Here is an 18,177-nt window from a genome sequence, read left to right on the forward strand (position 1 = left end):
TCCTCGTATGTCTCGGTGCCGCTCAACCGGCCAGCGGACTGTCGTAGAGGTCGTAGCTGCGTTCGCCGTGGTACCGGTCGAGGACCTCCCCGAGCAGCCAGTCCACCTCGTCCCTGGTTCGTTCCGGCACGGGCAGCCCCAGCCGCCGGGCGATCCGGGCGAGCGCCGCCGTCGGCCAGGCCGGGTCGGCCAGGAACGGCGAGCCGCCGCCCAGCTGTTCGCGCCATACGTTCAGGCAGGCGGAGCCGGCGAGCACCAGGGCGTACCGGTCGGCGAGCGCGTACGCGTGCGGGCTGGCCAGTACGGTGCGGTCCTCGGGCGGCATCTCCGTGCACTCGCCCTGCAGTTCGCGCAGTTCCTCGACGAGGGAGCGGACGAGCTGGGCCAGGGCGGCCGCGTCCGCTCCCCCGCTGCCGGTGGCCGTCAGCCATTCGTACCCGGACACCAAGGAGGCGGCGAGCGCGTCGCCGTCCGCCGCCAGCGACAGCCGGCTCGTGTCGAGCGGCGGCAGCCCCTCCCAGCTGCGGAACAGCGAGGCCGGAGCCGGTTCGCCCGCGAACCACGACTTGCGTGCCAGCCGGGGCAGTTGGGGAATGATCGTGGCCTGGCAGGCGGCGGTGCCTGCGTGCCCGAGGCTGGTCATCGGCAGGTCGCGGACATGCTTCTGGAAGATGCCGTACTCGCCGTTGCGGACGTAGAAGTTGGCGCCCAGCACGATCGACAGGTCGTAGGTGGCCTCCTGCAGGAGCTTGGGCACCAGGTACTTCACCACCGCCGCGTAGACGCTGGTCTGGCCGGGCAGCAGGTGGACCGCGCGGGTGGCGGTCAGCGCAAGGGCGTCGCAGATCAGCAGGTCGGTGAAGGCGCCCGCCACGGTGGACCGGGCGTGCGGGATCTCCAGCACCGAGCGGCCGTACAGCTGCCGGTCGACGGCGAAGGCGACCACGGTGCGCAGCGCCGTGTCGGCGCCCGCCAGCACCATCGCGGGGATCGCGCTGCGGGTGATCTGGAACGAGCGCAGGGCGATCTCCACCCCTTCGCCGAGGCCGCCGACGAGCGCGTCGCCGGGCAGCGGGCAGTCGCGGAAGGCGAAGCCGCCGATCTCGCAGCCCTTGACCCCGACCGTGCGGTAGCGGGGCAGTTGCTCGAAGCGGTCGGCGGGCAGCACGCTCTTGTCGACGAGCAGAACGGAGTGGCTGCGGGCGCCGGCCTCCTGCGCGGTGCGGCTGAACAGGACGAGGGCCTCCGCGCGTCCGGCGTTGTTGATGACCTCCTTGCGGCCGTCCAGCCGGAAGCCGGCGCCGTCGGGGAGCGCGGTGAACTCGTTGCGGACGAAGTCGTTGCCGTGCGCCAGCTCGTGGTAGGCGATGGCGAGGCGGCCGCCGCCCATCAGCAGATCGGCGGTCCAGCGGCGCTGCTCCGGCGTCCCCGCCGCCCACACCGCGACCGCGGCGAGGAAGGAGGTCACCCCGTAGCCAAGCGCCAGCGAGGCGTCCCGGCGGAAGACCGGGCGCAGCACCCGGGCGAGGGTGTCCACCCGGGCGAGCCGCCCGCCGAGCTCCTCGGGCACGAACTCGTGGTTCAGACCGAAGCCGGTGAGCGCGTCCTCGGCCAAGGGGAGGAGCTCGCTGCGGTCGTCGGCGGCGAGCAGCGCGTCGTGCCCGAAGGGGTTGTCCGGGTCCCGGGGATCGCCGAGCAGTTGCTCCAGTTCGGCGATCCTGGCCTGGATGGCCACCTCGGCCGGGTCCACCGACCGGAGTCCTGCCTCCTGCGCCGGCGCGGAGCCCGGATCGAGCCCGGGCTGCGGGCGGGAGCTGTTGTCCTTCAGCATGATGGCGGTCCCTCGGCTATCGGGCAGGGCAGCAACGAGAAGAGACTGCCGTCCTGGTACTGCTGGGTGAGCTGTGTGTAGAGCCGCTCGAACAGCGGGTCCTCGGCGACGCCCGCGGGCGCGCGCACCTCCAGGCGGCCCAGCAACCGGTTCAGCACGGCTTCGAGCCACAGGCCGTCCTGCCAGAGCCCGCCGGTGCCGCCCGCCTCCGCCTCGCGGTGGCTGTGCAGCCACAGGCCCAGGCAGGCGGCCCCGGTGAAGCAGAGCCCGTACTTGCGGGCGTCGTTGAAGCTCTCCGGCGACGCGGCCGCCACCGTTTCCATCCGGCGGGCGATCCGGCGGTGCAGCGCGTCGGCCTCGGCCCGCAGTTCCGCGGCGCACTGGGCGGCCCCGCCGAGCGCCGGGTTGAGCAGGGCGGCGTCCGCCAGCCGGGTGACGGAGACCGGGAGGGTGCCCAGGATGCTGCTGCCGTAGCGGGAGAGCAGGTTGAGCCGCTCAGGATCGAACGGCGGGAGCGACCGGCTGAGGTTGAACAGGGTGCCCAGCCGCGGGCGGTGGTCCAGCGGCCCGAGGTAGTTGCGGGCCAGCGAGCGGAACTGCGCCACCAGCGAGTACTGGTTGACCAGCGTGTTGCCGTCGAAGATGCCCACGATGCGATGGTCGCGGGCCACCTTCTGGAAGCTGCCGTGCGCGAACTCGCCCGACAGGAAGGAGCGCGCGCCCAGCAGGGATCCCAGCGCGGAGACCTGCCCGTCGATGATGGTCGGCACCAGGTACTTGGCGACCGCGGAGGTGACGCTCAGCTCGCTCGGCAGGGCGTGGATGCTGCGGGTCGCCACCGTACTGAGCGCCTCGCAGACCAGCAGGTCGGCGTAGGCCTCGGCCAACGTGCGGCGGGTCAGCGGGAGTTCGGTCAGCTGTCTGCCGTAGAGCACCCGCTCATGGGCGAACTCCACGGCCAGCCGCAGCGCGTGGTCGGCGGCGCCGAGCGAGAGCGACGGGCACAGCGTGCGGGTGAGCTGCAGCGACTTGAGCAGCAGTTCCGCGCCGCCGCCGGCCCCGCCGACCACCGCCTCCGGGCCCACCACGGCGTCCTGGATGACGACCCCGCTGATGTCCGCGCCGCGGATGCCGTGGGTGGGCACCTTGGGCAGGCAGCGATAGGTCTCCTGGGGCAGCTCCTCCTTGTCCAGGAGCAGCAGGGTGAAGCCGCGCGGCCCGCCGACCGGTGACGTACGGGCGAGCAGGCTGAGCAGCCGGCCGCGGGTGGCGTTGTTGATCAGCCACTTCTCGCCGTTGACACGGTAGCCGGGACCGACCGGTTCTGCGGTGAGCTCGCCCGCCATGATGTCGCTGCCGTGGGTGCGTTCGGTGAGACCGAGCGAGACACGGGCACCGGCACGGACCAGCGCGCCGAGCCGGACCGCCGCCGCGTGGTCGCCGGACGCCCACACCGACACCGAGCCGAGGAAGGTCTTGCCGTGTCCGACGGCGACCGTCAGGTCGCGCCGGGCCAGCATCCGGATGAGCTGCTGCAGGTCCTCGAAGCCGGTCAGCTTCCCGCCGTAGCCGGCGGGCACGTAGTAGTCGGCCAGGCCCCAGGCGTCGAGCGCGGCACACGCCTCGTCGGGGAACTCCTCGGCGTCGTCCAGCCGGACCGCCTCCTGGTAGGAGAAGACGGTGGCCGGGTCGCCCGGATCACCCAGCGCCCGGTCGAAGCGGGCCGCCAGCTCCCAGGACGGATGGCACAGCTCGGGGACCGCCTGGGCGCCTTCCCCGGCATCAGCGCGCCGCAGGACCGTCACCATGGCCGCCGCCCCGGCTTGTGGAACGTCGCTCGTACGTTCACAGCAGGTTCCCAATTCGTGAGTAGGCGGTTCCAGCTCGGCCCGGAGTGGGCTGCTGGCCTATCGAGATTGGCTGGGTTCGTGGTGGTCCCGTGGGCACCGGGCTGACCCCTATGGGTTCCGGGTCCGTCGAGGCCTTACGAAAGAACGGTGGCGCCCGGCGTCTTCGGACCACCGCGAAACTCAGCCGGTCGTCCCGAACGTTGACAGTCGTGGTGTGAGCCCGTCGCAGGGTGATCTCTTTGCTTCGTCCCGAGCCCTTGAGCTCTGCACAAGACGGAGGCCCCTGCGGTGCGCTGGTGCCGCGAACGGCTAGTGAGATGACGGACCGAAGAGTCCTGGAATTAGGTCGCCGCGTGGCCCGCACAGGCTCACCACCTGCGCGAACAGCCCCGCGTTCCTGGCCATGGCCTGGGAGCGGGTTGCGGGGAACAAGGGCGCACGCTCGGCCGGAGTCGACGGGATGACCGCCGCCTTCGACCGGGAACGGATCGGTGAGGCGCAGTTCCTCGCCGAGCTTCGGGAACAGTTGAAGTCCCGCAGTTTCCGTCCGGTGCCGGTCAGGGAACGGATGATCCCCAAGCCGGGGTCGCGCAAGCGGCGGCGTCTTGGGATTCCTTCTGTGGCCGATCGGGTGGTCCAGGCGTCCTTGAAGCTGGTGCTGGAGCCGATTTTCGAGGCGGACTTTGCGCCGTGCTCGTAACGCTTCCGCCCCAACCGGCGAGCGCACGACGCTATGGCCGAGACGCGCTTTCTGGCATCCAAGACATACGAATGGGTGCTGGAAGGCGACATCAAGGCCTGCTTCGACGAGATCTCGCACTCGGCCCTGATGGACCGGGTCCGGGCTCGGATCGGAGACAAGCGCGTACTCGCGCTGGTGAAGGCGTTCTTGAAGGCAGGCATCCTCACCGAGGCTGGCACCTCCAAGGAGACCGTCACCGGCACCCCACAAGGCGGGATTCTTTCGCCATTGCTGAGCAATGTGGCCCTCTCGGTCCTGGACGAGCACTTCGTCAAGGCTCCCGGCGGGTCGCAGTCCACGACGAAGCAACGGTGGACACGACGCCAGAAGGGGCTGTCCAACTACCGGTTGATCCGATACACGGATGACTTCGTCATTCTGGTGTCGGGCACCCGAGCCCACACCGAGGAACTGCTTCCAGAAGTGGCGGAAGTCCTCTCCACCGTCGGCTTGCGGCTCTCGGAGGAGAAGACACTGATCACGCACATCGACGAGGGCCTCGACTTCCTCGGCTGGCGCATCCAGCGTCACAAGAAGCGGGGAACCGACCGGCAGTACGTCTACAACTATCCGGCCAAGAAGGCACTTCGGTCCATCAAGGCCAGAACGAAGGGGCTCTGCCGGATGAACGTCAGCCTGCCGCTGGCAGTCCTGCTGCACCGGCTCAACCAGGTGCTGCGGGGCTGGACCGCCTACTTCCGCCCCGGGGTGTCCGCCCGGGCCTTCCAATACCTGCGCATGATCGTCTGGCGTCAGGTCTTCGGGTGGCTCCGGCGCAAACACCTCGGCACCGGGTGGAGAGAGCTCCGTCGCCGCTACTGCGACGGCGGATGGTGGCCGCACGACGGAGACGTCGTCCTGTTCAACCCGGGCTCGGTAGTCACCACGCGATACCGGCCTCGGGGGACGACCATTCCGTCGCCCTGGCCCAGCACGATCTGAGGAAAACACCTGCTCAACGGGGCTTGTGGAGAGCCGGATGCGGGGCCAACTCGCACGTCCGGTTCGGGAGGGCGGCGTGGAGAAACGGGCTGGGAGCAATCCCAGTACCGCGCTCCGCGTCGACCCCACCACGACGTGGCCCTGGTCGACGACACCGGACACCTGCTGGCCAAGCGCCGGATCACCGACGACACGGCCGGCTACCAGCTGCTGCCGGACCTGCTCGCCGAGCACGGCGACAACGCCGACGAACCGATACCGGTGGCCATCGAGACCGGACGCGGCCTGCTCGTCGCCGTCCTGACCACCGGAACGCGGCCGGTCTACGCCATCAACCCCTTGGCGGCGGCACGTTACCGCGACCGGCACAGCGTCTCCCGCAAGAAGTCCGACCCCGGCGACGCCCTGGTCCTGGCGAACATCCTGCGCACCGACCGGCACGCGCACCGCCGACTGCCCGCCGACAGTGATCTTGCCCGTGCCGTCGCCGTGCTCGCCCGTGCCCAGCAGGACGCGGTCTGGGCGCGTCAGCAACTGGTCAACCAGGTCCGCTCGCTGCTGCGTGAGTACTACCCCGCCGCCCTCGACGCCTTCCTGGGAAAGCAGTTCGGTCTGGCCCGTCCCGAGGCCCGCGCGGTGCTGGCCACGGCGCCGACCCCGGCCAGAGCCGCAAGGCTGACCCCGACCCAGCTGCGGGCCGCGCTCAAACGAGCCGGCCGCACCCGCGGCATCGACGCCGCGGCCGACCGCCTGCGGGCGGTCCTCCGCGGCGACTACGCCCACCAGCCGCAAGCTGTCGAGGACGCCATGGGGCAGCAACTTCTCGCATTGATACGCCAGTTGAACGCTGCCTGCCTGGCCGCCGAGGAACTCGCGACGGCGGTGGAGGAGCATTTTCGCCGGCACCCGGACGCTGAGATCCTCCTCAGCTTCCCCGGCCTGGGAGTGCAACTCGCCGCCCGGGTGCTCGCCGAGATCGGAGACGACCGCAGCCGCTTCGCCGACGCTCGCGGACTGAAGGCATACGCGGGTTCGGCACCTATCACCCGTGCCTCGGGGAAGAAGAGGTTCGTCGGACGTCGATTCATCAAGAACGATCGGCTGATCAGCGCGGGCTTCCTGTGGGCCTTCTCCGCCCTGCGGGCCTCGCCCGGAGCCGACGCGCACTACCGCCGACGGCGCGAGCGGGGCGACTGGCATGCCCAGGCCCAGAGGAACCTGTTCAACCGCATGTTCGGCCAGCTCTACCACTGCCTCCAGAGCGGGCAGCTCTTCGACGAGCAGCATGCTTTCACCTCCCCATCAGCGGAACCGGCCGTTGCGGCTTGACTTCTTAGTCACGTGAGATGTCTTCCGGGTCACTCCGGGCGATGCGTCCGAGGATGTGCACCGGCCCTCGAATCCAGCTCAAGGGGCCGTCCACGCTCTGGGTTGATGAGAAGAATTCAGCCTGCCGTTACCAACCGCATTCCGGTGCCGCAGCTCCTTTTGGGTCACGCTGGGAACAAGGGGGCCGCGCGGGACATCCGCTGAGATCCGCTGACAGCCCGCGGCAGATCCAGGCCGCGCCGATTCGGCGGACATGTGGACACGCTGAGGAGGCGTCGCCATGCCCATGCTCGTCATCGAGGGCACGTACCGGATCACCGGAGCCCGTCCCGACGGGGACTCCATCCGCTTCTACCCCACGGATCCGGCCCAATGGGACCTGATCGAAGGGCTGCACAAGGTGCAGCGCAACCATGCGGGCGGTGCCCAGCTGCGGCTGGACGCGATCGACGCGCTGGAGACCCACTACATACCCGTGCACGGCCATGAACTGCACCAGCCCGCGCCCTACGCCGACCAGGCCGCGGCGGAGCTGCTGTCCTGGCTGGGCTTCACCGGGGTCACCCGCGACGGGCGCGGCACCGTGACCGCGGCCGAGCCCGCGCAGCTGCCCGGCTACCTCCTCACCCGGGGCGCGGACCTGTACGGCCGGTGCGTGGCCCTGCTCGGCAAGGGCGCGGCGCCGGGCACCAGCGGCCATCGGATCCGGGTCGAGGCCGCGCTGCTGGAGGAAACGGCCAACTTCCACCAGGTCGCGGAGGGCATGGCCTATCCGACGTATTACCGGAACCTGTACGTGGACCTGCGGCAGGCGCTGACCGCGGCGGTGGACGGGGCCAGGTCCAAGGGCGCCGGGCTGTGGTCGCAGGACGTCACCCAGTCGGGGGCGCGGATCGACGGGGTGGAGTCGCTCACCTCGGTGTCCGTGATCATGCCCAAGCTGTTCCGCCGGCTGGCCGACTACCTGGCGCTGGGCGCGGGCGACCCGTCGCTGGCCGGCTTCTCCGCATACCTGAACCAGCGCGGTGACCGGGTGCTGATCGTGTCCCGCGGCCAGTACACCGGCTTCGAGACGGTGGTGGAGGTCTCCGGCCAGACGGTGCGCATGAACCGGCCGCCCGAGGACCTGGTCTTCGACGAGGGCTGACGGGGGCCGCCCCCGGCGCCCCCCGCCGCCGTTACGCCCCCCGTTACACGCCTGTCAACCGCGGGATGCGGCCGACCAGCTCGGCCCACTCCGTATCGATCTGTCCCGGTACCATCCGCCCGGCCGACCGCCACTGGTCGGCCAGGGCGGCGTAGACCGGGACATCCGTCCCGTGCAGAACCGTTCCACCCCGGACGCCGCGCCAGGGCGTCTCCTCGGCCGCGCCGCCGCTGTGCCAGGTCCACTCCGTCGTTCCCATGCCCCGGTCAACGAGACCCGCCCGCGGATCGCCACTGCACCCGGCCTCCCCACCACCCGGATGAGTGAAGCCGCCGGAATATCGCCCCGGCACTCTCCGTTATGCGCAGCAAGATCACTACCGCGACCCGTCCTGCCCCGTTCCGTGCTGTGCTGTGCTGTGCTGTACGGGGCAGGACGGGGGGGAATGACAGGTCACGACACCCCGGCCGCCGCCCCACACGGTTGGAATATCGGGCCCACCGGGTCCGTTGGACCGAGAGACCGCTGATCAGGGAGAGTGTGAGCATTGGCCACTGTGGAGCTGACCAAGGAAAACTTCGACGAGGTCGTGACGGGGAACGACTTCGTCCTCATCGACTTCTGGGCCGCCTGGTGCGGACCGTGCCGGATGTTCGCCCCGGTCTACGAGAAGGCCGCCGCGTCGAACCCGGACCTGGTCTTCGCGAAGGTCGACACGGAGGCGCAGCCCGAGCTGGCCGCCTCGTTCGACATCCAGTCGATCCCGACGCTGATGATCGTGCGGGACCGCGTCGCCGTCTTCGCGCAGCCCGGTGCACTGCCCGCGGCCGCGCTGGACGATGTGATCGGCCAGGCGCGCGCGCTGGACATGGACGAGGTCCGCAAGTCGGTCGCGCAGTCCCAGCAGGGTTCCTGACCGCGCCCGACCACCCCTTCCCTACCTGACGCATAGTCAGTTATGGTGCCGCTTGCTGTCCACGGACGGGAGGCGGCGATGGGGAGCACGCACGCGGCAGGGGCCACACCCGCCTCGGACGCCGGCGGTGCGGCCGGAACCACGGTCGCGGAGCTGGTGCGCGCGCGATGGAAGGACCACCGGCCGGGCCTCAAGTCCGGCGAACTGGTCCTCACCCACCATGAGGCTGCCGTCCGGTCGGCGGCCCGCGCCGCGCTGCTGCACGACCTGCTGCCGCCCGGCGCGGCGCCGCACATCGGCGTCCTGCTGGACAACGTCCCCGAATACCCCCTGTGGCTGGGCGCCGCCGCGCTAGCCGGAGCCGCCGTGGTCGGCGTCAACCCGACCCGGCGCGGCCCGGAGCTGGCCCGCGACATCACCCACACCGAGTGCGCCCTGCTGATCACCGAGCGCGCCCATCTGCCGCTGCTCGACGGCCTCGACCTGGGCCCGCTGCTCTCCGCGGACCGCATCCTCGTCGTCGACGACCCCGCCTACACCGCGCTGCTCGCCCCCTACGCGGACGCCGAGCCGGAACCCGCGCCCGGCGTCACGCCCGGGACCCGGATGCTGCTGTACTTCACCTCCGGCTCGACCGGCGCCCCGAAGGCGGTGATCTGCTCACAGGGACGGCTGGCCCACGCGGGCCAGGCCCTGGTGGACTTCCTGGACGTGGTGCCCGAGGACGTCCACTACATCTGCATGCCGCTGTTCCACGGCAACGCCGTCATGGCCAACTGGGCCCCCGCGCTGGCCGGAGGCGCCGCCATCGCACTGCGCCGCAAATTCTCCGCCTCCGGCTTCCTGCCCGACGTACGGGCTTACGGCGCCACGTACTTCACCTACGTCGGCCGCGCCGTGCAGTTCCTGCTCTCCACCCCCGAACGCCCCGACGACCACGACCACCCGCTGCGGCACGGCTTCGGCACCGAGGCCGGGGCCGTCGACGCCGTCCGCTTCGCGGCCCGATTCGGCGCCCCCCTCATCGAGGGCTACGGCTCCTCCGAAGGCGGCGCCGCCATCCAGCGCTCCCCCGGCACGCCGCCCGGCGCCATCGGCCGCGCCGCCCCCGGCGCGGACCTCGCCGTCGTGGACCCCGGCACCGGCCGGGAACGCCCGCGCGCCGCCTTCGACGCCGACGGCCGCCTGCTCAACGGCGACGAGGCGATCGGCGAGCTGGTGAATCGCGGCCGGAGCCTGTTCGAGGGCTACTGGAAGAACGAACAGGCGGTCGCCGCCCGGCTGCGGGACAACTGGTACTGGACCGGCGACCTGTTCTTCCGCGACACCGACGGGTTCTTCCACTTCGCCGGACGCAGCGACGACCGGCTGCGCGTCGACAGCGAGAACCTCGCCGCCGCGGTCATCGAGAACATCCTCGCCCGCTACCCGGACGCAGCCTCCGCCGCCGTCTACGCCGTTCCCGACCCGGTGGCCGGCGACCAGGTGATGGCCACCGTCGCCCTGCGCGAGGGCGCCGCCTTCGATCCGGCCGCCTTCGCCGCCTTCCTCGCCGCCCAGCCGGATCTCGGCACCAAGATGCCGCCGCGCTTCGTCCGCGTCACCGCCCGGATGCCGGTCACCGCCACCAACAAGGTGCACCGCGTGGGCCTGCGCCGCACGGGCTTCCGCTGCGACGACCCCGTCTGGTGGTCCCCACCGGACGCCGGCCCCTGCGGCACGGCGTACCGCCCCTTCACCGCCGAGGACCGGCTGACCCTGCTCGACCAGTACCGCGCACAGAACCGCGACGCCCTCCTGGACCGCTGACCGGCGGCATTGTCAGTGGCTCCCTCTACTCTCGAGCCGTGACCACTCCTCTCACCTCCGTGCCGCGCGTCGCCGTCGCGCCCGACCCTGTGGGGTTCGGGGGGCGGCTGCTGCCGCTGGGCGAGGACGGGGCTGCGGCCGGGCCGGCCGAGCGGGTGGGCGACCTTGCCGCGGCCATCGGGGCCCGGGAGGCGTCGGGAGCGCCGCGCTGGGTGTGGGCGGCCACGGAGGACCTGTATCCGCGGCTGCTCGACCGGCTGCCGGTGCGGCCGGCCCGCTGCCACGATCTGAAACTCGTCGAGTCACTGCTGCTCGGCCGCGACGGCCGGCACGGGCAGCCGCGGTCGCTCGGCGCCGCCTGGGCACGGCTCAAGGATCTGCCGGTCCCCGAGGACGCGCGGGAGGGCGCCGCCGACGATCAGCCGGTGCTCTTCGCGGCCGACCGCCACCACCTGCCGCCGGACGCCGACCCGCTGGCCGCCGTGGTCGCCGTCCACGCCGAGCAGCAGCGCCGCCTCACGGAGGGCGAGCACCCGGCCCGGATGCGGCTGCTGTGCGCCGCCGAGTCGGCGGCCTCGCTGGCCGCCGCCGAGATGGGCCGGGGCGGTCTGCCGTGGAGCGCCGCGGTGCACGATGAACTCCTGACCGGACTGCTGGGCCCCCGCCCGGCCGGCGGCGCCCGGCCCAAGCTGCTGGGCGAACTCGCCGCCCGGGTCCAGGAGGCCCTCGGCAGCTCGGTCAACCCCGACTCCCCCGCCCAGGTGCTGCCCGCCTTCGCCCGGATCGGTGTACAGCTGCCGTCGACCCGCTCCCACGTACTGCGTGAGGTCGAGCACCCGGCGGCGGCGCTGCTGCTGCGCTACAAGGAACTGTCCCGGATCCATGCCGCGCACGGCTGGGCCTGGCGGGAGGCGTGGGTGCGCGGCGGCCGGTTCCGCGCCGAGTACGTCGTCGGGGGCGTGGTCTCCGGCCGCTGGGCGACCCGCGGCGGCGGGGCCCTGCAGATCCCCCGGCTGCTGCGCTCCGCCGTTGTCGCCGACCCCGGGTACCGGCTGGTCGTCGCCGACGCCGGGCAGCTGGAGCCCCGGGTACTGGCCGCCATGTCGGCCGACGCGGGGCTGGCCGCCGCTTCCGCCGAGGGCGATCTCTACGCCGGCATCGCGCGCACCGCCTTCGGCGGCGACCGCGGCCGCGCCAAGATCGGCATACTGGCCGCCATGTACGGCCAGACCAGCGGTGAGGCCGGCCAGCTGCTCGCGGTGCTGCGCCGCCGGTTCCCCGACGCGATGGGCCTCGTCGAATCCGCCGCCCGCATCGGCGAAGGGGGCGGTGTGGTCCGCTCCCGGCTCGGCCGGACCTCCCCCACCCCGTCCGCCGGCTGGCTGGACGGGGAGGACGCCGACTCCGGCCCGGGTTCCGGCTTCGGCTCGGACTCCGAGGACGGCTTGTCGACGGACCGCCGAGCCGCCCGCTCCTGGGGGCGCTTCACCCGCAACTTCATCATCCAGGCCAGCGCCTCCGACTGGGCGCTGGCGATGCTGGCCGCCACCCGACGCCGCCTCGCCGCGATCGACACCGAGCCGCAACTCGTCTTCTTTCAGCACGACGAGATCATCGTGCACACCCCCACTGCCCTTGCCGCCGCCGTCGAATCCGCCATCGCCGAGGCAGCCGAGGAGGCCCGCCGTCTGGTCTTCGGCGACACCCCGGTCCGCTTCCCCCTGGAGACGAACGTCGTCGAGTGCTACGCCGACGCCAAGTAGCCTGCGGCCCGCAGGGGGATGACGGGCGCGGCCCGGAGCGTGGTTCGCCCGCCACCGCGGGCCAGGTGGAGTGCCACGAACAGCGCAGCGCAGCGTCGACCGGGGCCGCCTGGCGGCCGGTCGTCCTCAATCTCCCCCAGCTACCGCTGGGAGTGCCCCCTGGACGGCCTTGAATTCAGCCCGTCCGGCGCTTGAGGACAGCGCGGCCGAAGGACGCGTAACCCGGTGAACCCGAAGGGTCAGGTCACGGCACTACGAGGGCCGCGGCAGGCCGATCGGGTTCGGGAACGGCAGGACGCGTCCGGCCAGGATGCGGCGGACCACCGGGTCGAGGTCCGCGAACAGCGCGTGCGCGCGGTCGTCGGACAGTGGGCGCAGCAGGCGGGCGGCCAGGCGGTCGGTGTGATCCTCGATCAACTGGCGCTCGTCGCGGCCGTGTTCGGTAAGGGATCCGTCCGCACCAAGCAGCCCGCGGATGTGCAGCCGAGTCCCGGCCTCGGCCCATTCCTTCTCGGTCCAGCCGCGGTCCTGCCGCATCGAGTCCGCGGGCACCCGGCCGTCGGCGGCGGCGAGCAGCAGCGCCTCGCATCCGTCGAGACCGTGGTCGGCGAGTACGGCGAGGTGGGCGTCGCCACGGAACTCACGGAGGGCGGTGACGAGTTGCCACACCTGCTCGACGGGGTCGGAACGGTCGGGGAGCTCACGGTTGGCGGCGAACACCGGCCGGGCGAGAGCGGGGGCGCCCTCCACCATCTCCCGCAGCGGTCCGGTCAACCGCCTTGCACTGTAGGGCAGTTCGGTGTCGAGGGCGCGCAGGGCGGCCGCCGTCCGGTCGGCCCGCAGGTCCAGAGCCCGCTCGGGGGTGGTGATGTCCCAGGACGCGGGCAGGGCGCGGGCGATCATGCCCGGTGCGAACACACCGAACGCGGCGGTCACCACGGACGCACGAGCAGGGCCCAGCGGGGCGGACCGGGTGGCGAAGTAGCCCATCCAGTACCCCTTGAGGCCCAGGGAGCGCCCCATTTCGCGGCACTGCGTGTCGTAGTAGACCACCGCGTGCAGTGGTTCCGTGCGCAGCCAGAGGGCCCGTGCCATCGACTCCATGGCCGCTCAGACTACGTCACCGGTCGGTCGCGGCGTCGGATTCCGCCGCGCTCGCCGCGGACTCGGCGTTGTCGACAACTTTGCCGAGCTGGGAGACCTGTGATCCGGACGGCGCCGGAACGGTGGCCGCCCCGTTGCCACTGCTGCCGCCACCGCTGTTGCCACCGCAGCCGGTGGCGAGCGCGGCGCAGAGCAGTGCCGTCGCGGTGGCCGCGGCGATCCGGACCCGGGTCCTGGTCCTGGTCCTGGTCCTGGTCCTGGTCCCAGTGCCAGTGCCAGTGCCAGCGCCAGTGCCGGTGCCAGTGCCGGTATCAGTGGTCACTTCGGGGTCCCTGTGCCCTTGTCATTGCCATTGTTGTTGGCCTGGCACCAGACGATGACCTTCTTCAGGTCCTTCTGACGCTGCTGGAGCGTCGGGACGAGTGAGGTGCGGAAGGTCAGCCGGTCGTTCAGCAGGGTCGCGATCTCGGTGTGGCCCGCTGTCTTGGCGTTGGCGACGCGCTGGGTGAGCCGGGCGATGGATCCCGGGGTGCTGGAATTGCCGTTGAGCCGGCTGAGCGCTTTGTCGATGCGCGCGTCGGCCTTGGGCGCGCGCTTGCAGACCGCCTTGGCGCCGTCCCCGGTCGGGGGCCCGGACGGAGGAGCGGCGGCCGCGGTTCCCGCCGCGCCGAGCAGGGCGGCGAGGGCGGCACACGAGGCGATGGCCGTCCGGGTCGTGCGAGTGGTGCGCATGATGTCCTCCTTGACGGTCCGGGCGGGGTGCCCGGCCACGGGAGGACGTTAGGAGCCGTCTTTGTGGAAACCCTGTGATGTCGCTTCCGGTGCAGATTCCGACGCCGTTTCCGACGCCGTTTCCGACGCCGTTTCCGACGCCGATGGCGCTTCCGATGGCTCCTGCGGAGCCGTTTCCGACGTCGCTCCGGTGACGGCCAACCAGTCCCTGCGCGCCGGGAGTCCGGCTCCTGGCTGCCCGGTCACGTCCAGCGGAAGCCGCACCTCGAACCGGATGCCCCGGCCCTCGCCGCCCGGCCGGTCCAGGATCCGTACCGTGCCCCGATGCAGAGCGGTCTGCTGGGCGACGAGGGTGAGGCCGAGGCCGGAGCCCGGGCTGTCCGGGCCGCGGTGGAACCGCTCGAAGACCCGCTGCCGGGACTCCGGGGGTACCCCGGGCCCGTCGTCGTCGACGGTGAGCACGACGACCGGGCCGCCCGCACCGCCGCGCTCGTGCTCCTCCTCGGCGCGCAGCGCCACTTCGACGACGCCGCCACCGTGGGTGAGCGCGTTCACGATCAGGTTGTCGACCACGGAGCGCAGCCCGGGTTCCCACCCGTGGACCATCAGCCCGGACGTGCTCCGCACGGTCAGTTCCGTCCCCGGCCGGCTGCCGCGCAGTGCGGCGGCCGAGACCTCCGCCACCTCGGCCAGATCGACGGCCCCGAAGGCGTCGGCCTCCACGAGGTCGCCCTGCGCCAGCGCCCGCAGCATGACCAGCAGGCCGAGCAGCCGGGCGTGCTCACGCCGCAGATCGTCCACGATCTCGGCGCGCTCCGCGGGGTCGAGGCCGGGGTGGCCGCCGAGTACGTCGAGGTTGATCCGCATGCTCATCAGGGGTGTCCGCAGTTCGTGCGAGGCCGCGGCGGAGAACGAGCGCGCCGTGGCGAGCGCCTCGGCCGTACGGGCGGCCTGCTCGTCGTAGCGGGACAGGACCGTCCGCAGCGTGCGCGCCAGGTCGTCGACCTCGGTGATCCTGGACGGATCGTGGTCGAGCCGGGCCGCGCTGGTCCCCGGGTCGAGGCCGGCGGTTCGCTGCTGGAGCCGGCGCAGCGGGCGCACGGCGGCGGTGGCGGCGAGCCAGGTCACGGCCGCGGCCAGCGGCGCGCCCAGCAGCGCCACCATCACCACCCGCCTGCGGACGAGTTGGATCTGCGCCTGGCTCGCGGTGTCCGGCGAGAACAGCCACAGGGTGCCGGCCGCCGCCGGCCGCTTGGAGACCACCGGCACCGACAGCACCCGCCAGCTCCGCTGCCCGTCGCGCACGGTGACGGGCTGTTCCGCCGCTGCGGGCAGTGCGACGGACGCGCCGGGCTGCGGCCCGCCCGTCACCGTGCCGTCCGGGCCGACGAGCCTGATGCCCACATCCAGTGCCGACGTGAACAGCCGCCGTTCCCTGGCCTGTTCGACGGCCGCGGAGCGATCGGCCGCCGTGACACGCAGCAGATTGCGCGCGTCCTGTGCCATCGCCGCCGCACGGTCCCGCAGATGAGCGTCGGCCTGGGAGTGCAGATCATTCGCGACCAGCCGCACCAGCAGCCATCCCGACGCGAGCACCAGCAGCGGAACGAGGACGCCGACGGCGATCGCGATCCGCGTCGACAGCTTCATCGTCATCGCTCCTCTGATCGTCGCACCCCTGGCCGTCCCGCCCCTGGCCGTCGCGCTCCGGGTCATCGTGCTCCGGGTCATCGTGCGCCCTCCGCCGGATCATCCCGCAGGACGAATCCGACGCCGCGCACCGTGTGCACGATCCTCGGCCGTCCGCCGGCCTCGAGTTTGCGGCGCAGATAGCTCACGAACGTGTCGACGGCATCGGTCCGCACCTCGAAGTCGTATCCCCAGACGCGATCGAGCAGCTGGTCGCGGGTGAGCACGATCCCCGCGTTGCGCGCCAAGGTCTCCAGCAACTCGAATTCGCGCCGGGTGAGGTGCAGCTCGGCGCCGTCCAGGTGGGCGGTGCGGGCCGCCGGGTCGAGCAGCAGGCCCCCCGCACGCACCAGGTCCGTCCGCCGGGGCGGGCGGCGGCGCAGCAGCGCGTGCAGCCGCAGCACCAGCTCCTCGAGTGCGAACGGCTTGACGAGGTAGTCGTCACCACCCGCCTGCAACCCGGCGACGCGATCGGCCACCTCGTCCAGCGCCGACAGCATCAGCACCGGTACGTCATTGCCCTCCTCGCGGAGCGTCCGGCACACGTCGATGCCGCTGATGTCCGGCATGGAGATGTCCAGCACCACCACATCAGGCGGCTCGTCGCGCATGCCGGCGAGGGCCGCCCGGCCGCCGTCCGCCTCGGTGACGCGGAAGCCGTCCAGGCGCAGGCCACGGCTCAGCGAACGCCGGATCGCCGCATCGTCGTCGACGACCAGGACTCGTCCCTGGCTCACTGGATTGACCCGTGATTCCACCATGGAAATGCACCATACTCCCGGTCGATCACCCGTCTAGAGTTGTCTGTATGACGATCAACGAACACACCCCCCGGATGAACTTCGCCAAGACCGCGCCGAAGGTCTTCCGGGCCCTGATAGCCCTGCACACTGCCACGACGGAGGGCCTTGACCCGGTCCTCATCGAGCTGGTGCAGACCCGATCGTCGCAGCTCAACCACTGCGCCTACTGCCTCGACATGCACATCAAGGCGGCGCGCAAGCTGGGCGAGAGCGAGGACCGGATGCATCTGCTCAGCGTCTGGGAAGAGGCCTCGGCGCACTACACCGAGCGGGAGCAGGCCGCCCTGGCGCTCACCGAAGCGGTGACGCTGCTGCCGAACGGTGTGTCCGACAAAGTGTACGAGCGGGCCGCGAAGCACTTCGCGGAGGCCGAGCTCGCCCACCTCATCGGTCTCATCTTCACCATCAACGCCTTCAACCGCATCCACGTGACCACCGGCTCGATTCCGGCGGGCCCGGCCACCCGCCCGTAGCCCAGCCCGCCCGCAGAGCCGCCCGTCGCAGCCCCGTCAGAGCACCCGGCTCCGCATGAGCGCGGCCAGCACCAGCACCCCGGGGATCAGCGGCAGCCAGACGGTGACGAGGCGGTAGCCGAGAACGGCCGAGGTGGCCGTGACCGCCGAGGCGCCGGCTGTCACCAGGGCGAAGGCCAGCGCGGCGTCGAGCGATCCGAGGCCGCCTGGCGCGGGCAGCCAGGCGGCGGCGGTGCTCGCGAAGAGGTACGCGAGGACGACGCCGCTGACCGGCACGGGAGCGTCCAGGGCCTGGATCACCGCCACCAGCACGGTGGCGTGCATCACGGGAAAGGCCACAGAGCCGCCCCACAGCGCGGCGACGCGCGCCGACTTGCAGTGCAGGGCCCGTACATCGACCGCCACCGTGCGGAAGAAGCACCGCACCCGGTCGCGGACTCTGCGGGCGAGGAGCAGCAGCAGGGCGAGAGCCAGGGCGCAGCCCACCACGACCGCCACGATGACGAGCGGGTCGGCGGGGCCGGCGGGAGCGACCCGGTCGACCTGAAGGGCGTGCGGAAACGCGGCGAGCAGTATCAGGAGCATGCCGACCCGTACCACCGCCGCGGCCAGGGCGCGTACGCCCAGCGCGGCGGCCGAGCGGCCGGGCGGCAGTCCCCGGCGCAGCAGGAACCGCAGGTTGACGGCGTTGCCGCCGACTCCGGCCGGCAGCAGGTGGTTGGCGGCGGACGCGGCGAACTGGGTGGCGAGCAGCCGTCCGGGCGGCAGTGATTCCACGACCGCGCCCTGCTGGGCGGTGGCCGAGCAGACCCACGTCATGACGGCGGCGGCAGCCGCGACCGCCAGCCACTGGCGGTCGGCGGCGCCGAGCTGGTCGGCGCTGGAATCGATCAGCGACCAGCGCCGGCCCGCGAGCACCGCGAGGGCGAGGACGGGGATCAGGGCCGCCATCGAACGCACCGAGGTCCGCTGCCACCCGGCTTGCCACGTGACCCGTTCAGTCCGGGCAAGCGTCACGGCTCCTCCTCGGTACAGGCGATGCGGCGG

General features: G+C 71.9%; 17 protein-coding genes and 1 pseudogene. 9 read left to right on the forward strand and 9 right to left on the reverse strand.

What is annotated here, in order from left to right; translation table 11 throughout:
• Positions 1 to 22 precede the first annotated feature (22 nt).
• Together QMK24_RS09795 and QMK24_RS09800 are read right to left on the reverse strand one after the other, a co-directional pair.
• A complete protein-coding gene (locus tag QMK24_RS09795; protein ID WP_283464978.1) occupies positions 23 to 1,831 on the reverse strand; it encodes an acyl-CoA dehydrogenase family protein in 1,809 nt (602 codons plus the stop codon).
• The gene (locus tag QMK24_RS09800; RefSeq protein ID WP_283464980.1) at positions 1,825 to 3,639 is read right to left on the reverse strand and encodes an acyl-CoA dehydrogenase family protein; all 1,815 of its coding nucleotides are present in this window, start codon (positions 3,637 to 3,639) and stop codon (positions 1,825 to 1,827) included. Before QMK24_RS09800 ends, QMK24_RS09795 begins: the two co-directional genes overlap by 7 nt.
• A gap of 502 nt (positions 3,640 to 4,141) precedes the next feature.
• Between QMK24_RS09800 and QMK24_RS09805 the strand changes: the two genes are divergently transcribed.
• From QMK24_RS09805 to QMK24_RS09820, 5 genes and pseudogenes are all read left to right on the forward strand, one after another.
• Complete coding sequence (locus tag QMK24_RS09805; RefSeq protein WP_283464981.1) at positions 4,142 to 4,381, forward strand: hypothetical protein; 240 nt, start codon at positions 4,142 to 4,144, stop codon at positions 4,379 to 4,381.
• A gap of 15 nt (positions 4,382 to 4,396) precedes the next feature.
• Positions 4,397 to 4,933 (forward strand): annotated as a pseudogene (locus QMK24_RS41750) (reverse transcriptase/maturase family protein); the annotation flags it as partial.
• Positions 4,934 to 5,017: 84 nt separating this feature from the next.
• A complete protein-coding gene (locus tag QMK24_RS41755) occupies positions 5,018 to 5,365 on the forward strand; it encodes a group II intron maturase-specific domain-containing protein (protein WP_502989143.1) in 348 nt (115 codons plus the stop codon).
• A gap of 135 nt (positions 5,366 to 5,500) precedes the next feature.
• On the forward strand, positions 5,501 to 6,694 hold the full coding sequence (locus QMK24_RS09815) for an IS110 family RNA-guided transposase (protein WP_283464983.1): 1,194 nt from the start codon (positions 5,501 to 5,503) through the stop codon (positions 6,692 to 6,694).
• A 280-nt stretch (positions 6,695 to 6,974) separates the two neighbouring features.
• Positions 6,975 to 7,841, forward strand: coding sequence for a nuclease (locus QMK24_RS09820; RefSeq protein WP_283464984.1), 867 nt, complete (start codon positions 6,975 to 6,977; stop codon positions 7,839 to 7,841).
• 43 nt (positions 7,842 to 7,884) lie between these two features.
• On the opposite strand, the gene QMK24_RS09825 is transcribed toward QMK24_RS09820, so the two are convergent.
• Positions 7,885 to 8,100 carry a hypothetical protein gene (locus QMK24_RS09825; protein ID WP_283464985.1) on the reverse strand — a complete coding sequence of 72 codons (216 nt, stop codon included), beginning with the start codon at positions 8,098 to 8,100 and terminating at the stop codon, positions 7,885 to 7,887.
• A 288-nt stretch (positions 8,101 to 8,388) separates the two neighbouring features.
• On the opposite strand from QMK24_RS09825, the gene trxA reads away from it, so the two are divergent.
• The 3 genes from trxA (at position 8,389) to QMK24_RS09840 (ending at position 12,329) form a co-directional block, all read left to right on the forward strand.
• Positions 8,389 to 8,757 carry a thioredoxin gene (gene trxA / locus QMK24_RS09830; protein WP_283464986.1) on the forward strand — a complete coding sequence of 123 codons (369 nt, stop codon included), beginning with the start codon at positions 8,389 to 8,391 and terminating at the stop codon, positions 8,755 to 8,757.
• A gap of 78 nt (positions 8,758 to 8,835) precedes the next feature.
• Positions 8,836 to 10,566, forward strand: a complete 1,731-nt coding sequence (locus QMK24_RS09835; protein ID WP_283464987.1) for an AMP-binding protein — start codon at positions 8,836 to 8,838, stop codon at positions 10,564 to 10,566.
• Between the two features lie 38 nt (positions 10,567 to 10,604).
• Positions 10,605 to 12,329, forward strand: coding sequence for a bifunctional 3'-5' exonuclease/DNA polymerase (locus tag QMK24_RS09840; protein ID WP_283464988.1), 1,725 nt, complete (start codon positions 10,605 to 10,607; stop codon positions 12,327 to 12,329).
• Positions 12,330 to 12,581: 252 nt separating this feature from the next.
• Here QMK24_RS09840 and QMK24_RS09845 read toward each other — a convergent pair whose 3' ends face one another.
• From QMK24_RS09845 to QMK24_RS09865, 5 genes are all read right to left on the reverse strand, one after another.
• Positions 12,582 to 13,433 carry an SCO6745 family protein gene (locus tag QMK24_RS09845; protein WP_283464990.1) on the reverse strand — a complete coding sequence of 284 codons (852 nt, stop codon included), beginning with the start codon at positions 13,431 to 13,433 and terminating at the stop codon, positions 12,582 to 12,584.
• Between the two features lie 16 nt (positions 13,434 to 13,449).
• Positions 13,450 to 13,755: a hypothetical protein gene (locus QMK24_RS09850; protein WP_283464991.1), complete on the reverse strand. Its 306-nt coding sequence runs from the start codon at positions 13,753 to 13,755 to the stop codon at positions 13,450 to 13,452.
• On the reverse strand, positions 13,752 to 14,165 hold the full coding sequence (locus tag QMK24_RS09855) for a hypothetical protein (protein ID WP_283464993.1): 414 nt from the start codon (positions 14,163 to 14,165) through the stop codon (positions 13,752 to 13,754). Before QMK24_RS09855 ends, QMK24_RS09850 begins: the two co-directional genes overlap by 4 nt.
• A gap of 48 nt (positions 14,166 to 14,213) precedes the next feature.
• A complete protein-coding gene (locus QMK24_RS09860; protein WP_283464995.1) occupies positions 14,214 to 15,815 on the reverse strand; it encodes a sensor histidine kinase in 1,602 nt (533 codons plus the stop codon).
• A 77-nt stretch (positions 15,816 to 15,892) separates the two neighbouring features.
• On the reverse strand, positions 15,893 to 16,615 hold the full coding sequence (locus tag QMK24_RS09865) for a response regulator transcription factor (protein WP_283464998.1): 723 nt from the start codon (positions 16,613 to 16,615) through the stop codon (positions 15,893 to 15,895).
• Positions 16,616 to 16,662: 47 nt separating this feature from the next.
• On the opposite strand from QMK24_RS09865, the gene QMK24_RS09870 reads away from it, so the two are divergent.
• Positions 16,663 to 17,130 (forward strand): carboxymuconolactone decarboxylase family protein, encoded by a 468-nt coding sequence (locus tag QMK24_RS09870; RefSeq protein ID WP_283464999.1) that lies wholly within the window; start codon positions 16,663 to 16,665, stop codon positions 17,128 to 17,130.
• A 36-nt stretch (positions 17,131 to 17,166) separates the two neighbouring features.
• Here the strand turns inward: QMK24_RS09870 and QMK24_RS09875 are convergent, their stop codons facing one another.
• The gene (locus tag QMK24_RS09875; protein WP_502962505.1) at positions 17,167 to 18,081 is read right to left on the reverse strand and encodes a lysylphosphatidylglycerol synthase transmembrane domain-containing protein; all 915 of its coding nucleotides are present in this window, start codon (positions 18,079 to 18,081) and stop codon (positions 17,167 to 17,169) included.
• Between the last annotated feature and the right edge of the window lie 96 nt (positions 18,082 to 18,177).

The organism is Streptomyces sp. PH10-H1 (assembly GCF_030063355.1).
Taxonomy (GTDB): Bacteria; Actinomycetota; Actinomycetes; order Streptomycetales; family Streptomycetaceae; genus Actinacidiphila.

Bases quoted from the DNA above. Each gene is read 5' to 3' on its own strand.
- QMK24_RS09795 (WP_283464978.1), bottom strand. From the start codon at position 1,831: ATGCTGAAGGACAACAGCTCCCGCCCGCAGCCCGGGCTCGATCCGGGC.
- QMK24_RS09800 (WP_283464980.1), bottom strand. From the start codon at position 3,639: ATGGTGACGGTCCTGCGGCGCGCTGATGCCGGGGAAGGCGCCCAGGCG.
- QMK24_RS09805 (WP_283464981.1), top strand. From the start codon at position 4,142: ATGACCGCCGCCTTCGACCGGGAACGGATCGGTGAGGCGCAGTTCCTC.
- QMK24_RS09820 (WP_283464984.1), top strand. From the start codon at position 6,975: ATGCCCATGCTCGTCATCGAGGGCACGTACCGGATCACCGGAGCCCGT.
- QMK24_RS09825 (WP_283464985.1), bottom strand. From the start codon at position 8,100: ATGGGAACGACGGAGTGGACCTGGCACAGCGGCGGCGCGGCCGAGGAG.
- QMK24_RS09835 (WP_283464987.1), top strand. From the start codon at position 8,836: ATGGGGAGCACGCACGCGGCAGGGGCCACACCCGCCTCGGACGCCGGC.
- QMK24_RS09845 (WP_283464990.1), bottom strand. From the start codon at position 13,433: ATGGAGTCGATGGCACGGGCCCTCTGGCTGCGCACGGAACCACTGCAC.
- QMK24_RS09855 (WP_283464993.1), bottom strand. From the start codon at position 14,165: ATGCGCACCACTCGCACGACCCGGACGGCCATCGCCTCGTGTGCCGCC.
- QMK24_RS09860 (WP_283464995.1), bottom strand. From the start codon at position 15,815: ATGAAGCTGTCGACGCGGATCGCGATCGCCGTCGGCGTCCTCGTTCCG.
- QMK24_RS09865 (WP_283464998.1), bottom strand. From the start codon at position 16,615: ATGGTGGAATCACGGGTCAATCCAGTGAGCCAGGGACGAGTCCTGGTC.
- QMK24_RS09870 (WP_283464999.1), top strand. From the start codon at position 16,663: ATGACGATCAACGAACACACCCCCCGGATGAACTTCGCCAAGACCGCG.
- QMK24_RS09875 (WP_502962505.1), bottom strand. From the start codon at position 18,081: ATGGCGGCCCTGATCCCCGTCCTCGCCCTCGCGGTGCTCGCGGGCCGG.